The sequence below is a fragment of the Pseudomonas sp. GL_117 genome (assembly GCF_057835125.1).
Map to the genome: position 1 here is coordinate 1,916,971 of NZ_CM174418.1, position 13,685 is coordinate 1,930,655.

The 13,685-nt window shown below is 61.1% G+C and carries 17 protein-coding genes; 10 read left to right on the plus strand and 7 right to left on the minus strand.

Features of this window, described 5'->3' with window-relative positions:
- Positions 1-99 precede the first annotated feature (99 nt).
- Positions 100-573, plus strand: coding sequence for a transcription elongation factor GreB (greB, locus tag AC3ISR_RS08655; RefSeq protein WP_192298729.1), 474 nt, complete (start codon positions 100-102; stop codon positions 571-573).
- Between the two features lie 45 nt (positions 574-618).
- Here greB and AC3ISR_RS08660 read toward each other — a convergent pair whose 3' ends face one another.
- Positions 619-3,129 (minus strand): ABC transporter permease, encoded by a 2,511-nt coding sequence (locus AC3ISR_RS08660; RefSeq protein ID WP_463984357.1) that lies wholly within the window; start codon positions 3,127-3,129, stop codon positions 619-621.
- A complete protein-coding gene (locus tag AC3ISR_RS08665) occupies positions 3,129-3,812 on the minus strand; it encodes an ABC transporter ATP-binding protein (RefSeq protein ID WP_192298731.1) in 684 nt (227 codons plus the stop codon). Before AC3ISR_RS08665 ends, AC3ISR_RS08660 begins: the two co-directional genes overlap by 1 nt.
- Positions 3,813-3,822: 10 nt before the next feature.
- Here AC3ISR_RS08665 and AC3ISR_RS08670 point away from each other — a divergent pair, with 10 nt between their 5' ends.
- The 3 genes from AC3ISR_RS08670 to AC3ISR_RS08680 all read left to right on the plus strand — a co-directional run bounded on the left by AC3ISR_RS08670 (position 3,823) and on the right by AC3ISR_RS08680 (position 5,831).
- Positions 3,823-4,428, plus strand: coding sequence for an arylesterase (locus AC3ISR_RS08670; protein WP_192298732.1), 606 nt, complete (start codon positions 3,823-3,825; stop codon positions 4,426-4,428).
- Between the two features lie 58 nt (positions 4,429-4,486).
- Positions 4,487-4,777: a hypothetical protein gene (locus tag AC3ISR_RS08675; protein ID WP_192298733.1), complete on the plus strand. Its 291-nt coding sequence runs from the start codon at positions 4,487-4,489 to the stop codon at positions 4,775-4,777.
- Positions 4,778-4,862: 85 nt separating this feature from the next.
- Complete coding sequence (locus AC3ISR_RS08680) at positions 4,863-5,831, plus strand: L,D-transpeptidase family protein (RefSeq protein ID WP_192298734.1); 969 nt, start codon at positions 4,863-4,865, stop codon at positions 5,829-5,831.
- 135 nt (positions 5,832-5,966) lie between these two features.
- Here the strand turns inward: AC3ISR_RS08680 and oprI are convergent, their stop codons facing one another.
- Complete coding sequence (gene oprI, locus AC3ISR_RS08685) at positions 5,967-6,218, minus strand: outer membrane lipoprotei OprI (RefSeq protein WP_003172710.1); 252 nt, start codon at positions 6,216-6,218, stop codon at positions 5,967-5,969.
- Positions 6,219-6,831: 613 nt separating this feature from the next.
- On the opposite strand from oprI, the gene AC3ISR_RS08690 reads away from it, so the two are divergent.
- A complete protein-coding gene (locus AC3ISR_RS08690; RefSeq protein ID WP_003233387.1) occupies positions 6,832-7,113 on the plus strand; it encodes a GNAT family N-acetyltransferase in 282 nt (93 codons plus the stop codon).
- Between the two features lie 65 nt (positions 7,114-7,178).
- Here the strand turns inward: AC3ISR_RS08690 and AC3ISR_RS08695 are convergent, their stop codons facing one another.
- Together AC3ISR_RS08695 and AC3ISR_RS08700 are read right to left on the minus strand one after the other, a co-directional pair.
- Positions 7,179-8,255 carry a 3-deoxy-7-phosphoheptulonate synthase gene (locus AC3ISR_RS08695; RefSeq protein WP_192298735.1) on the minus strand — a complete coding sequence of 359 codons (1,077 nt, stop codon included), beginning with the start codon at positions 8,253-8,255 and terminating at the stop codon, positions 7,179-7,181.
- A 131-nt stretch (positions 8,256-8,386) separates the two neighbouring features.
- Positions 8,387-8,821, minus strand: a complete 435-nt coding sequence (locus AC3ISR_RS08700) for a PilZ domain-containing protein (protein ID WP_463984358.1) — start codon at positions 8,819-8,821, stop codon at positions 8,387-8,389.
- On the opposite strand from AC3ISR_RS08700, the gene AC3ISR_RS08705 reads away from it, so the two are divergent.
- The 5 genes from AC3ISR_RS08705 (at position 8,820) to cysB (ending at position 12,739) form a co-directional block, all read left to right on the plus strand.
- Positions 8,820-9,206, plus strand: coding sequence for a YbbN family protein (locus tag AC3ISR_RS08705; RefSeq protein WP_192298737.1), 387 nt, complete (start codon positions 8,820-8,822; stop codon positions 9,204-9,206). The two genes, AC3ISR_RS08700 and AC3ISR_RS08705, sit on opposite strands and share 2 nt — an antisense overlap.
- Complete coding sequence (locus tag AC3ISR_RS08710; protein WP_192298738.1) at positions 9,203-10,156, plus strand: putative 2-dehydropantoate 2-reductase; 954 nt, start codon at positions 9,203-9,205, stop codon at positions 10,154-10,156. The genes AC3ISR_RS08705 and AC3ISR_RS08710 overlap by 4 nt, the downstream gene beginning before the upstream one ends.
- A 15-nt stretch (positions 10,157-10,171) precedes the next feature.
- Positions 10,172-11,089, plus strand: coding sequence for a 5'-nucleotidase (locus AC3ISR_RS08715; RefSeq protein WP_192298739.1), 918 nt, complete (start codon positions 10,172-10,174; stop codon positions 11,087-11,089).
- A gap of 70 nt (positions 11,090-11,159) precedes the next feature.
- Entirely contained in the window at positions 11,160-11,660 is a 501-nt protein-coding gene (locus tag AC3ISR_RS08720) for a universal stress protein (protein WP_192298740.1), read from the plus strand.
- A gap of 104 nt (positions 11,661-11,764) precedes the next feature.
- A complete protein-coding gene (gene cysB, locus AC3ISR_RS08725) occupies positions 11,765-12,739 on the plus strand; it encodes an HTH-type transcriptional regulator CysB (RefSeq protein ID WP_017734418.1) in 975 nt (324 codons plus the stop codon).
- 78 nt (positions 12,740-12,817) lie between these two features.
- Here cysB and AC3ISR_RS08730 read toward each other — a convergent pair whose 3' ends face one another.
- Together AC3ISR_RS08730 and AC3ISR_RS08735 are read right to left on the minus strand one after the other, a co-directional pair.
- On the minus strand, positions 12,818-13,300 hold the full coding sequence (locus tag AC3ISR_RS08730; RefSeq protein WP_192298741.1) for a GreA/GreB family elongation factor: 483 nt from the start codon (positions 13,298-13,300) through the stop codon (positions 12,818-12,820).
- A gap of 5 nt (positions 13,301-13,305) precedes the next feature.
- Positions 13,306-13,674, minus strand: coding sequence for a hypothetical protein (locus AC3ISR_RS08735; protein ID WP_192298742.1), 369 nt, complete (start codon positions 13,672-13,674; stop codon positions 13,306-13,308).
- Between the last annotated feature and the right edge of the window lie 11 nt (positions 13,675-13,685).

Consider the following 13,685-nt stretch of genomic DNA (forward strand, 5'->3'; position numbering starts at 1 on the left):
TTTCCAGGGTTCATTTATTATCGACGCCAGCCAGTCGACGCCGGGGCTTGATTCCCTGGCGCATCGGCACCTACGGATATTGCCTGGGGATGCAAGCGTTTGAGTACCAAGCTGATTACCAAAGAAGGTCATGAGGCGCTGAAAAAAGAGCTGGATTACCTGTGGCGGGAAAAACGTCCGGACACCACGCGCAAAGTGACCTGGGCCGCGTCGCTGGGGGATCGCAGCGAAAACGCCGATTACCAGTACAACAAGAAACTGCTGCGTGAGATCGACCGCCGGGTGCGCTACCTGCGCAAGCGCCTGGAAGACATGCGCGTCGTGGAGTACATGCCGGAGCAGGAAGGCAAGGTGTTTTTCGGTGCCTGGGTCGACATCGAAAACGAGCAGGGTGAAACCAAGCGCTTTCGTATCGTCGGTTATGACGAGATCTATGATCGCATGGACTACATCTCCATCGACTCACCCATGGCCAGGGCGTTGCTGCGCAAGGAAGTCGACGATGAGGCCTTGGTGCAGACCCCAAGCGGTGAAGTGTGCTGGTGGATCACCGGTATCGAGTATGTGAAGTAGGCCAGAACGGCCCGCACCCTGGGCAGGGTGCGGGCCGTTGGCGTTTCAGCCCTCGCGCAGCACGGTCAGTGGGCTGGCGTTCAGCGCGCGACGCGTGCCGAATACGCCGGCAGCGCCGATCAGTACGGCACCGATCACCGGCAGCAGCAACAGCCACGGGTGAGGGTGCCAGGCCAGGTCAAAGGCGTAGCGGTACAACACCAGCGTCACCAGCTCCGTGCCCAGCGCTGCCAGCAGCCCGCTGACCGCGCCCAGCAACCCGAACTCGATGCGCCGCGCCTTGACCAGCAACTTGCGTTCGGCACCCAGTGCGCGCAGCAGCGCGCCCTGGCGAATGCGCTCATCCAGGGTGGCCTGCAAACCGGAGAACAACACCGCCATCCCCGCCGCCAGCACAAACAACAGCACGTACTCCACCGCCAGCGTCACTTGGGCGAGGATGCTGCGCAGCTGTTCCAGCAGGGCTTCGACTTGCAGGATCGTCACCGCCGGAAATGCACGGGACAGGTCGACAATCTGCTGGTCGTGCCCAGGTGCCAGGTAGAAGCTGGTCAGGTAAGTCGCCGGCAGGTTCTTCAAGGTACCCGGCTGGAAGATCATGAAGAAGTTGGGTTGGAAGTTGTCCCAGTTGATGGTCCGCAGGCTGGTGACCCGCGCCTCGCGGTTTTCGCCGCCGACGGTGAACACCAGGTGGTCATTGAGCTTGAGCTTGAGGCTCTCGGCCACTTTGGCCTCCACCGACACGCCTGGAATCTCATCGGTCGGCTGTTGCGACCACCAGGCACCGGCCGTCAGGACGTTACCCGGCGGCAGGTCGGCGGCCCAGGTCAGGCTCAGGTCACGCTGCACAGCTCGGTCGCCGCTGGAGTCCTTGCTGACAATCGCCTGCACCGCCTCGCCGTTGATGCTGATCAAGCGCCCCGGTACCACCGGATACAGTGGCGCCGATTGGGCTTGCAGGGCGAGCAGGCGGGCACTGAAGGCTTCGGTGTCGGCTGGCAGGATATTCAATGCGAAGTAGTTGGGCGCGTCCTCTGGCAGCTGGTTTTGCCAGGTGTCGAGCAACTCGCCACGCAGCAGTGCGATCAACCCCATGGACAGCAGGATCAAGCCAAACGCAAGGGACTGGCCGGCGGCTGCCAGCGGGTGACGCAGCAATTGGCCCAGGCCCAGGCGCCAGGGCAGCGATGCGCGGGCCAGCAGCTTACGCAGGCTTTGCAACAACAGCAGGAGCAAGCTGCCAAGGATCAACGCGGCAAGCACACCGCCACCAAGCAAGGCGAAGGTGAGCACCAAGTCGAGGCTCAGGCGCCACATGATCAGGCCCAGGGCGAACAGGGCCGCGCCGTAGACCATCCAGGTGCTGGATGGAATCGGCAGCAGGTCGCGGCGCAGCACTCGCAACGGCGGCACACGGCCCAGGGCCGCCAGTGGCGGCAAGGCGAAACCGGCGAGGGCGACCAGCCCGGTGCCGATTCCGGCAACGGCCGGCAGCAGCCCGCCGGGTGGCACGTCCGCCGGCAGCAGGTCATGCAGGAAGTAGAACAGGCCAAATTGCGCGAGCCAGCCGAGCACGGCACCCGCCAGGCTGGCCAGCACGCCGAGCACGCTCAGTTGCAGGCTGAACAGCAGCATCGCTTCACGCCGCGACAAACCAAGACAGCGCAGCAGCGCGCTGGCGTCGAAGCGCCGGCTGGCAAAGCGGTTGGCCGACAGCGCCACGGCCACGCCCGCCAGCAATACTGCCACCAGGCTGGCCATGTTCAAGTAGCGTTCGGCCTTGCCCAGGGCACCGCCGATCTGCTGGTTGCCGTCCCGTGAATCCTGCAAGCGCTGGTTGGCGGCGAGTCCCGGCTTGATCAAGTCCCGATAGGTTTGCAGGGCGGTGCTGTCGGGCGGTGCTCGCCACAGCTCGCGGTAGCTGACCCGGCTGCCGGGCTGGACCACGCCGGTGGCCTCCAGGTCAGCCAGGTTGATCATCACCCGCGGCGTCAGGCTGTAGAAGTTGCCAGCACGGTCCGGCTCATAGGTCAGGATGCGGGCCAGACGCAGGGTCTTCATGCCAACATCGATGCTGTCGCCGACCTTGAGGTTCAGCGCCGTCAGCAGCCGCGCTTCCACCCAGGCCTCGCCGGGTTTCGGACCGCCACCGGGGGTTGCAGCGGCGAACGGTTCGGCCGCGCTTTTCAGCTCGCCGCGCAGCGGGTACTGCTCGTTGACCGCCTTGATGCTGGAAAGCTGGATGCCGTTGTCGGTCGCGATAACGCTGGAAAACTCGACGATACGTGCATGGTCCAGGCCCAGTTCGGTTCCGGAGCGGATTTGCTCGGGGCGCGCCGGTGAGCTGCCTTCGAGCACCAGGTCGGCGCCGAGGAACTCAGTGGCGCGCAACAGCATGGCGCCGTTGAGGCGTGCGCCGAAGTAACCGATGGCGGTGCTGGCGGCCACGGCCACCACCAGGGCGAAGAACAACACGCGCAATTCGCCGGCGCGGGCATCGCGCAGTAATTGGCGCATGGCCAGGCTGAACAGGCGCAACAGCGGCAAACGTGCCATCAAGGCTCCAGGGGCGCGACCATCAGGCCGGCTTCAAGGCGGATCAGGCGCCGGCAGCGGTGGGCCAGGCGCTCGTCGTGGGTGACCAGCACCAGGGTGGTGCCGCTCTCTTTATTGAGTTCAAACAGCAGGTCGCTGATGCGCTCGCCGGTGTGGCTGTCGAGGTTGCCGGTGGGTTCATCGGCAAACAGTACGTCCGGTTCGGCGGCGAACGCGCGGGCAATCGCCACGCGTTGTTGCTCGCCGCCGGAGAGCTGGCGTGGCGAGTGGGTCAGGCGCTGGCCCAGGCCGACACGTTCGAGCAGGTGGCGGGCACGTTCGCGGGCGTCTTTGCGGCCGTCCAGTTCCAGCGGCAGCATCACGTTTTCCAGGGCGTTGAGGCTGTCGAGCAGTTGGAATGACTGGAAGACAAACCCCACGTGTTCGGCGCGGATGCGCGCGCGCTGGTCTTCATCGAGGGTGCTCAAGGCTTGGCCGGCGAGGGTGACTTCGCCGCTGCTGGGCAGGTCGAGGCCGGCCAGCAGGCCGAGGAGGGTGGATTTGCCGGAACCGGAGCTGCCGACGATAGCCAGGCTATCGCCCTTGTTCAGTTCCAGGCTCAGTTCGTGCAGGATAGTCAGTTCACCTTCCGCGCTGGGAACCACTTTGCTGAGGTTCTGCGCGGTGAGAATGCTTGCGCCCATGGAGAATCCGATGCGAATGTGGTTTTTGAGTGCTGGCCTGGCCTTGATGTGCATGGCCCAGAACGCAGCGGCGGGTACAGTCCTGATCGTTGGCGATAGTATCAGTGCCGGTTTCGGCCTGGATACCAGCAAAGGGTGGGTCGCTTTGCTGGAGCAACGGCTCAAGAGCGAAGGTTTCGACGATAAAGTGGTCAACGCTTCCATCAGCGGCGACACCAGTGCCGGAGGCCTCGCGCGGCTGCCGGCGGCGCTTGCAGAGCATAAGCCGGACGTGGTGGTGATCGAGTTGGGTGGCAATGACGGCCTGCGCGGTCAGCCGCCGGCGCAATTGCAACAAAATCTTGCTTCGATGATTGACCACTCCAAGGCGATTGGCGCCAAGGTGCTGTTGCTGGGCATGCAACTGCCGCCCAATTACGGCCCGCGCTACACCAACGCGTTTGCCGAAGTCTACGGCAGCCTCGCCAAGGAAAAAGCCGTGCCGCTGGTGCCGTTTTTCCTTGAAGGCATCGGCGGTCACCCGGAGTTGATGCAGGCCGACGGCCTGCACCCGGCGGTCGGCGCCCAGGCCAAGTTGCTGGAAAATGTCTGGCCGACGCTAAAACCGCTGCTATGACGCTTTTCTACCGGCAGGCTTTCGGCTAAGGTGGCGCCCCCCCGATCTGGAGCCCCCGATGTCACGCCCTGCCTGGTCCCTGTTCAACTACCAACTGATCGAGCCTGACGAGCAGCTGGATCTGTTCGCCTGCCAGGAAGTCCGGGTACATCTGGTGGCACGGCAATTGGAGCTGGGCGGCACGATCGACCGCACGCTGTGCGGCACCTTGCTGCCGGCTCAGCCCCGTTGGTCATCGGTGGACCGTGCGATTTTCCAGGACCAACGGCTGTGCCCGTTGTGTCGGGCGATCCTCGAATCCCAGAAGCGCGGTACACCGCTGATCTGGCCGGAGCTGCGCTTCGAGTAGAAGCGGGGCGGATTGATGCTCCCTGCGTGCTTCACGTATACAATCAGTTTTTTCCCTACCCGTCGTTCTGCGAAGGATTTTCCGGATGTTGTCGCGCCTTTCCGTCGTCACTTGCTGCCTGTCTCTTGCTGCCCTTTGCGCGGCCGGTCCTGCATTAGCCCTGCAATTGCCGTTGCCGCCACCGGGTGAAGACATCGTGGGCCAGGTCCAGGTGATCAAGGCCAAGTACGAAGACACCTTTGCCGACCTGGGCACCACCTACGACCTGGGGTATTCGGAGATGGTCGCGGCCAACCCGGGCGTGGATGCCTGGCTGCCGGGCGCGGGCACCGAGATCGTGCTGCCGACGCGTTTCATCCTGCCGCCGGGGCCACGGGAAGGCATCGTGATCAACCTGGCCGAGTACCGCCTCTACTACTATCCGAAGGGGCAGAACGTCGTCTATACCTTCCCGCTGGGGATTGGCCGTGAGGGTTGGGGCTCGCCGATTGCCCATACCAGCATCATTGCCAAGACGCCGAACCCGACCTGGACACCACCCGCGTCGATCAAGGCCGAGCACGCCGCCAATGGTGATCCGCTGCCCAACGTGGTTCCGGCCGGGCCGAACAACCCGCTGGGGCCCTTCAAGTTCACCCTGGGCACGCCGGGTTACCTGATCCACGGCTCCAACATGAAATTTGGTATCGGTACGCGTACCAGTCACGGCTGTTTCCGCATGTTCAATAACAACGTGCTGGAAATGGCCGGCATGGTGCCAGTGGGCACGTCGGTGCGCATCATCAACGACGCCTACAAGTTCGGCAGCGCTGGCGGCAAGGTCTATCTTGAGGCGCATACACCACTGAATGACGACGGTACGCCGTCGGTGGTCGACAAGCACACGGCGGTGATCAACGCCTTGCTCAAGCGCGAAGACATGGCCAATAACCTGCGGGTCAACTGGGATCAGGTCCGTGATGTGGTCGCCGCGGAAGATGGTTTGCCGACTGAGATCGGCGTGCCCGGTGGCGCATCCGTCGCTGCAAGCGCACCGATCGATCTGCAACAGTAAACTGGCTGGATCCACAGCCCGCCATGGCCTTGCGCTGCGGCGGGCTTTTTATTGCCTGGGATTCAGGGCTGAAATCCGGGCAATAAAAAAGCCGACCCATAAATGGATCGGCTTGATAACAACCCCGAAGGATTATTACTTGCGGCTAGCTTTTTCAAGCATGCGCAGTGCGCGCTCGTTAGCTTCGTCAGCAGTCTGTTGTGCTTTTTGAGCAGCAGCCAGAGCTTCATCAGCTTTACGGTAGGCTTCGTCTGCACGAGCCTGGGAGCGAGCTGCTGCGTCTTCAGTTGCAGTCAGACGAGCTTCGGTTTCTTTGGAGACGCTGCTGCAACCGGTAGCCAGAACTGCGGCCAGAGCCAGAGCAGAGAATTTCAGAACGTTGTTCATCGTGTTCCCCTTCAAGGACTTTCTATTAAATGGCTACTTTCTCCGAGTGAGCTAATAGCCGGCGTACATACTACCCATTACTTGTAGTAAGTAAACTGACGTAGCGCAAGAAGCAAAAAAAATTCTCGCGCCGAATCTATTTTGGCTAGTCTTTTGGAAGGTTTGTATAAAAACTGTTCAATTTTTTTCAATCCAATGACCATGTGAGCCCGGCTGAGAGGTCCGGCCCGCATGCGTTGGTTCGGCTAAGCCGGTATAGACTTATATATCGATGTTGATTCTTTTGTTCAGCTGGCCGTAACCCGGCCTGGCATCTTTTGCGCATGTAGAGGTGACTTTAAGAGCGCCTGTTCGTCTCAAGCTTCAACTGCCGGCAATGTTCAGGCGTTCGATCACCGGTTGATCGATGCCCTTTCTATAACCGCCAGCCGTTGGGGATGACGAGAGCGCCTTGAGCAATGACAGGATTGGTGCCTACTATCTCACTGCGTGCTGGTTGTGAGCGCCAGAGGTTTCTCGTTGTCGAAACCGGCACGGGGTGGCGTAGATGTTCCTTCGCCGGAAAAACATCGGTAAGGTAGGGGTCAGAATCCAAGACCCGCGAGGAGTAGTGATGAGCGAGGCGTTGTCCATCCACCATGACCAGGCAGGTCATCAGTTCGAGACCAATGTGGACGGTCATCGTGCCTACCTGACCTACATGGACCTCGGTAAGCAGACCCTGGACATTTATCGGACCTTCGTGCCCAACGCACTGCGCGGTCGTGGGATTGCCGCGGCGCTGACCGAGGAAGCCCTGAAGTTTGCCGAAGAGTCCGGCTATACAGTGATACCGTCCTGCTCCTATGTCGAACGCTACATGGAGCGCCATCAGCGCCATGCCGCGAAGCTGTAAGGCATAAAACACCAGCATGAAAAACGCCGGGCTTAGCCCGGCGTTTTTGTGTGCGCAATCCAGGTTCAGTTGCGTTTGCGGGTCGGCAAGACGTCCTTGAGCTTGGCATGCATGCTGCGCAGGGTGTTTTCAGTAGCCGCCCAGTCAATGCAGGCATCGGTGATCGACACACCGTACTGCAAGTCGGCGAGGTCTTTTGGAATCGCCTGGCAACCCCAGTTCAGGTGGCTCTCGACCATCAGGCCGATGATCGACTGGTTGCCTTCGAGGATCTGGTTGGCGACGTTTTCCATCACCAGCGGCTGCAGGGCCGGGTCCTTGTTGGAGTTGGCGTGGCTGCAGTCGACCATGATGTTCGGTTTGATCTTGGCCTTGTTCAGTGCCTGCTCGCACAGCGCAACGCTGACCGAATCATAGTTGGGCTTGCCGTTGCCGCCGCGCAGCACCACGTGACCATAGGCGTTGCCCTTGGTGGTGACGATGGACACGCCACCTTCCTGGTTGATCCCCAGGAAACGATGCGGGCTGGAAACCGATTGCAGCGCGTTGATCGCCACGGTCAGGCCGCCGTCGGTGCCGTTCTTGAAGCCCACGGCCGACGACAGGCCGGACGCCATTTCGCGGTGGGTCTGGGATTCGGTGGTACGTGCGCCGATGGCCGACCAACTGATCAAGTCCTGCAGGTACTGGGGGGAGATCGGGTCCAGTGCTTCGGTGGCGGTGGGCAGGCCCATTTCAGCCAGGTCGAGCAGCAACTGGCGACCGATGTGCAAGCCGTCCTGGATCTTGAACGAGTCGTCCAGATACGGGTCGTTGATCAAGCCTTTCCAGCCAACGGTGGTACGCGGTTTCTCGAAATAGACGCGCATCACCAGATACAGGGTGTCGGACACTTCCGCCGCCAGCACCTTGAGGCGTTCGGCGTACTCGTGGGCAGCCTTGAGGTCGTGGATCGAGCAAGGCCCGATGACGACGAAGAGGCGGTGGTCGGTGCCGTCGAGAATGTCACGGATGACTTCGCGGCCCTTGGTGACGGTCTGCAAGGCAGCGTCGCTCAGGGGAATTTCGCGCTTGAGCTGATCGGGCGTGATCAGGGTCTCGTTGGATTCAACGTTTAGGTCATTGATCGGTAAATCAGCCATCGTGTTACTCGTCAGGGTCACGGGTGCCGGCCGCCAGCCATCCCCGTGCGGCGGAGCACAGCATGATTTGAATGCAGGGGGGAGGAACCTTAGCGCGTAACACGGGCCCGCGACAATGGGCAAAGCCCGCTTTAATCCAGTGCTGGCGCCACAAAGGCCTCGTGGGAGAACTCGACGGCATGACGCGACACCCACTCGCGGGCCAGCGCCTCGAATTGCTGGGGTGTTGGTTCGGCATCTTCGTGCTGGCGGCAGTAGCGCTCTATCCGGCATGCTTGTTCACCCATTCGTGCACCGAACAGTGCATGTTCGTCGGTAAACGTGATGCCGATGCGGTAACCGTCTTCCACCTTGCGGCACCATGCCACATAGCCTGGATAACGGGCGCTGGGCCCCAGGGATGGGATATGCAGGTCAACCGCCGTACCTTGGCGCCAGGCACGCGGCCAATGGCAGGCTATGCCACCCAGGCCGTGAGTAAGCAGGCGTTGACGAGGGATGGCGGGAGAGGGGCGTTGGATTAACTCGACGGCGACATCATCAGGGTGAGGTAAAAAACGACCCATGTACACGGACTCCGAACACCGTCCAGTTGACGGCGGTGGCAGCAGTATAGTGAAGGAACTGGAATTGACCGACCTGGATATTGACCAGCAATTGCTGGGATTGCCAGGCCTTTCGCTCGTCATATTCACCAGTGCCGGTTGTTCCAGTTGCCGCTGGGCGCGCCTGCAGTTGCCGGGCTGGCGATTGCCGGTGGACCGGGTGTGCTGGGTCGATGCCGGACACAACGGTGGTGCGGTCGAACGCTACCAGATCTTTCATTTGCCCGCGTTGTTCCTGGTGTGCGAGGGTCAATTCCTTGGGCAACTACAGACGCGCCTGACACCGTCTGACCTTGCCAGCGCCATTGACCACGCACTTACCCGCACTCCAGAGGATTTGCCATGACCGTACAATCCCCACGCATTGGCATCATCGGCACCGGCGCCATCGGTGGCTTCTACGGCGTGATGCTGGCGCGTGCCGGCTTCGATGTGCACTTTCTGTTGCGCAGCGAATACGCTGCCGTCAGCCAGCATGGCCTGCGTCTGAACAGCACAGTGCATGGTGCATTGCACCTGCACCCGGTCCAGGCCTATGCCAATGCCGCCGACATGCCGCCCTGCGATTGGCTGCTGGTGGGCACCAAATCCACCGGCAACGTTGACCTGGCGCCGACTATTGCCCAGGTCGCGGCGCCGGATGCCAAGGTGGTGCTGCTGCAAAACGGCCTGGACGTCGAAGACAGTCTGCGCGAGCACCTGCCGGCGTCGCTGCACCTGCTCGGCGGCTTGTGTTATATCGGCGTGCACCGCTCCGGGCCCGGGGTTGTCGAGCACCAGGCCCTGGGCCGGGTCAACCTGGGTTATCACAGCGGTACCGCCGCCAATGATGAGGCACGCCAGAAAGCCATTGTCGAAGCCGGCGCCGCGTTGTTTCATAAGGCGGGCATCGAGTCCCAGGCCATGGCCAATGTGCATCAGGCCCGCTGGCATAAACTGGTGTGGAACGTGCCGTTCAACGGCCTCTCGGTGCTGTTGGGCACGGGCACCACGGCCATGATGGCGGATGAATCCAGCCGCGAGTTGATCCGCGCGCTGATGGCGGAAGTGGTGCAGGGCGCCCATGCCTGCGGCCATGAGATTGCCGCCAGCTATGCCGAGCAGATGTTCGCCATGACCGAAACCATGGACGACTATTTGCCCAGCATGTACCACGATCATGTGCACAAGCGCCCGCTGGAACTGGCGGCGATCTATGCCCGGCCACTGGCTGCCGCCAAGGCGGCCGGTTGTGAGTTGCCGCGAATGCAGGCGCTCTACCAGGCCTTGAGTTTTATCGATCGGCGCAACCGCTGAGCAGGGGAGAACAGGATGGCGAAGGGATTGGGCGACAAACTGGTGCTGGCGATCTCTTCGCGGGCACTGTTCGACCTGAGCGACAGCCATAAGGTCTATCTGGCCCAAGGGGTCGAGGCCTACCGCAAATATCAGATCGAACACGAGGACGAACCTCTCGAGCCCGGCGACGCCTTTGCATTGGTCAAGAAGCTGCTGAGCCTCAACGCCAGCCTCGGTCGTGCGCGGGTCGAAGTGGTGTTGGTTTCCCGCAATAGTGCCGACACTGGCCTTCGGGTGTTCAATTCGATCCAGCACTATGGTCTGGATATTTCCCGCGCCGCTTTCGTCGGCGGGCGTAGTCCTTATCCTTATTTGGCCGCCTTTGGTTGTCATCTGTTTCTTTCGACCCATGCTGAAGACGTGCGCAGTGCACTCGATGCCGGTTTTGCTGCGGCGACGATTTTGTCGGGCGGCGCACGACGGGCGTCGAGTGATGAACTGCGCATTGCCTTCGACGGTGATGCAGTGCTGTTTTCCGATGAGTCGGAGCGTGTATATCAGGCTGGCGGCCTGGAAGCGTTCCAGGCCAACGAGCGTGAGTCGGCGCGTCAGCCTTTGCACGGGGGGCCTTTCAAGGGCTTTTTGGCGGCGCTCAATTTGTTGCAGCGTGAGTTCCCGGACGAGTCCTGCCCGATCCGCACGGCGCTGGTCACCGCCCGTTCGGCACCGTCCCATGAGCGGGTGATTCGTACCTTGCGTGAGTGGGATATTCGTCTGGACGAGTCGTTGTTTCTTGGTGGGCTGGAGAAATCCGCGTTCCTGGAGGCGTTTGCCGCCGATGTTTTTTTCGATGACCAGGCCGGTCATTGCGAGAAAGCCAGGGAGGTGGTGGCCACCGGGCATGTGCCCCATGGCATCAGTAATGAGGTGAGGGTTCAGTCCGGGAGCTAAGCCAGTCGAAGTCGTTGATGCGCTGCTAAGCTCATTCAATCTCCGCCATCCTGGCAGTCCAGGAGGTTCTATGATTCGTTCGATGCTGTACGCCACGGACCTCGGTCTGTATGCGCCCTATGTGATGCAACATGCACTGGCGCTGGCGCGAACGTTCAAAGCGGATCTGTATGTGATTCACGTGGTCGAGCCCATCGGGCTGTTCGCCGAATCGGTGTTGCAGAGCTACCTTGATGAGCAGGCCCTGAGCGAGTGGCAAAGCCAGGGCCTGACCACAGTGATGGCGACGATCGAACAGCGGGTGCTGGACAGTTTTCGCGAGGAACTGGGAGACGGCGAGCAAGACCTGAAATTGATCCGCCTGGTCCGAGTGATCCAGGGGGACCCGTGCGAGGTGATACTCGACCAGTTGCGCAAACTTTCCGTGGATCTGCTGATCGTAGGTAGTCACAGCCATGCAACCGCGACGGCCACCCCGCTTGGGCGGACTGCCGCGCGGGTGCTGCAACTGTCTACGGTGCCGGTTTACCTGGTGCCCTCGTTACAACGTCGACGCAGTGATGACGTGTGATGGTTGGATGTCGATAAAAAGTTCTAGATTTATCCATCAAACCTTTAATATAGTTATATACCGTCGCTGATACCCGTGGCGTCTATCTGCTTTGAGGGATACATATGAAGCTTCAACAACTGCGCTACATCTGGGAAGTGGCGCACCACGACCTCAACGTTTCCGCTACTGCTCAAAGCCTTTACACCTCGCAACCTGGTATCAGCAAGCAGATCCGCCTGCTCGAAGACGAGTTGGGCGTTGAAGTATTCGCCCGCAGCGGCAAGCACCTGACCCGTGTAACCCCGGCCGGCGAGCGCATCATCACAACTGCCGGCGAGATCCTGCGCAAAGTCGAAAGCATCAAGCAGATCGCCCAGGAATTCTCCAACGAGAAGAAGGGCACGCTTTCCATCGCAACCACGCACACCCAGGCACGTTATGCGCTGCCGCCGGTGATCCGTGATTTCATCAAGCAATACCCGGACGTGGCGCTGCACATGCACCAGGGTTCGCCGATGCAGATCGCCGAGATGGCCGCTGACGGCACCGTCGATTTTGCCATCGCCACCGAAGCCCTGGAGCTGTTCGGTGACCTGGTGATGATGCCGTGCTACCGCTGGAACCGTTGCGTGGTGGTGCCGCAGGGTCACCCGCTGGCCAAGCTGCCGAAGTTGACCCTGGAAGCCCTGGCTGAATACCCGATCGTGACTTATGTGTTCGGTTTCACCGGCCGTTCCAAGCTCGACGAGGCTTTCAGCCACCGTGGCCTCACGCCCAAAGTGGTGTTCACTGCGGCCGACGCCGACGTGATCAAGACTTACGTGCGCCTGGGCCTGGGCGTGGGTATCGTCGCCAAGATGGCGGTCGACACCAACCTGGATAAAGACCTGGTTGTGCTTGATGCCAGCGAGCTGTTCGAGTCCAGCGTGACCAAGATCGGCTTCCGTCGTGGCACCTTCCTGCGGGGTTTCATGTGCGACTTCATCGAGAAGTTCGCGCCGCACCTGACCCGCGAAGTCATGGCCAAGGCGATCCAGTGCCACAACAAGCAGGAACTGGAAGAGCTGTTCGAAGGTGTTGAACTGCCCGTCCACTGAAACCGCAAGGGGGAGGGGGCCGCTTCGCAGCACAGCGGCAAGCTCCCTCGCCACATCAAACTTGTCGCCTGATGTGGCTTATTTAACCTCGGTAACCACAAACAGTTGCCGAGCGCCCGCTACCAGAATCTCCACCTCATCGCCTTCGAACTTGCCCAGCAGGCTTTTGCCCAGCGGCGAGCGCGGGGTGATGACGGTCACCGGCTGCCCCACCACGTCCACTTTCAAACCCGCCGCGTCCGGCGCCAGGAACAGCCATTGCTGGCGACCGTTCTCGTCTTCCAGGCCCAGTAGCGTGCCGACTTCAATACCCCGCTGATCATCGTACCCGCGCAGTTGCAGGTTTTGGCACAGGGTCAGTGCCTGCTTGATCTCTTCGACACGCTTGGCTTGTCCGGCCGCCAGGTAGGACGCTTCCAGCCCCAGGGTGTCGTATTTGTTCTCGGCGATGTTTTCTTCGTGGGTCGCGGTTTCGTAGGCGGTTTGCGCAGCACGTCTGGCGATGTCGAGGTCGACGTTGAGCTTTTCCAGGATCAAGTGGTGGACGGCGTGTTTATTCATGGTCATCAATCGCAGAATTGCAGGACATTGGCCCGAGACTTTTCGTTGGGGGCGTTCTGGTCCTGTTGCAGCCAGAACTGGCATTTGGGGTTGGACAGGTTGCGCGCATTGTTACGGGCCTGATCCAGGGTTTGCTGCTGTTCCTGCTTGTGCAGGTTCTGTTGATACTGTTCGAACATGCGATTCGGCGGTTCAGGCGCCACCACTGCAGGCTTGCCCAATTGCTCGACCGCTTGTGCCACTGGCGCCAGGCTCTGCGGGAACAGATAGCGCGACGCCAGCCAGGCGGTCAACGCAATGGCGATAAACCCCAGCCAGACGCCAAACGCGATGGCGGCACTGAGCTTGAACAGCGACAACGGACGATCAGACATGGCGGCCTCCT

Bases quoted from the DNA above. Each gene is read 5' to 3' on its own strand.
- oprI (WP_003172710.1), bottom strand. From the start codon at position 6,218: ATGAACAACGTTCTGAAATTCTCTGCTCTGGCTCTGGCCGCAGTTCTG.
- cysB (WP_017734418.1), top strand. From the start codon at position 11,765: ATGAAGCTTCAACAACTGCGCTACATCTGGGAAGTGGCGCACCACGAC.
- AC3ISR_RS08690 (WP_003233387.1), top strand. From the start codon at position 6,832: ATGAGCGAGGCGTTGTCCATCCACCATGACCAGGCAGGTCATCAGTTC.
- AC3ISR_RS08695 (WP_192298735.1), bottom strand. From the start codon at position 8,255: ATGGCTGATTTACCGATCAATGACCTAAACGTTGAATCCAACGAGACC.
- AC3ISR_RS08670 (WP_192298732.1), top strand. From the start codon at position 3,823: ATGCGAATGTGGTTTTTGAGTGCTGGCCTGGCCTTGATGTGCATGGCC.
- AC3ISR_RS08665 (WP_192298731.1), bottom strand. From the start codon at position 3,812: ATGGGCGCAAGCATTCTCACCGCGCAGAACCTCAGCAAAGTGGTTCCC.
- AC3ISR_RS08675 (WP_192298733.1), top strand. From the start codon at position 4,487: ATGTCACGCCCTGCCTGGTCCCTGTTCAACTACCAACTGATCGAGCCT.
- AC3ISR_RS08710 (WP_192298738.1), top strand. From the start codon at position 9,203: ATGACCGTACAATCCCCACGCATTGGCATCATCGGCACCGGCGCCATC.
- AC3ISR_RS08715 (WP_192298739.1), top strand. From the start codon at position 10,172: ATGGCGAAGGGATTGGGCGACAAACTGGTGCTGGCGATCTCTTCGCGG.
- AC3ISR_RS08680 (WP_192298734.1), top strand. From the start codon at position 4,863: ATGTTGTCGCGCCTTTCCGTCGTCACTTGCTGCCTGTCTCTTGCTGCC.
- AC3ISR_RS08660 (WP_463984357.1), bottom strand. From the start codon at position 3,129: ATGGCACGTTTGCCGCTGTTGCGCCTGTTCAGCCTGGCCATGCGCCAA.
- AC3ISR_RS08720 (WP_192298740.1), top strand. From the start codon at position 11,160: ATGATTCGTTCGATGCTGTACGCCACGGACCTCGGTCTGTATGCGCCC.
- AC3ISR_RS08700 (WP_463984358.1), bottom strand. From the start codon at position 8,821: ATGGGTCGTTTTTTACCTCACCCTGATGATGTCGCCGTCGAGTTAATC.
- AC3ISR_RS08730 (WP_192298741.1), bottom strand. From the start codon at position 13,300: ATGAATAAACACGCCGTCCACCACTTGATCCTGGAAAAGCTCAACGTC.
- AC3ISR_RS08705 (WP_192298737.1), top strand. From the start codon at position 8,820: ATGTACACGGACTCCGAACACCGTCCAGTTGACGGCGGTGGCAGCAGT.
- AC3ISR_RS08735 (WP_192298742.1), bottom strand. From the start codon at position 13,674: ATGTCTGATCGTCCGTTGTCGCTGTTCAAGCTCAGTGCCGCCATCGCG.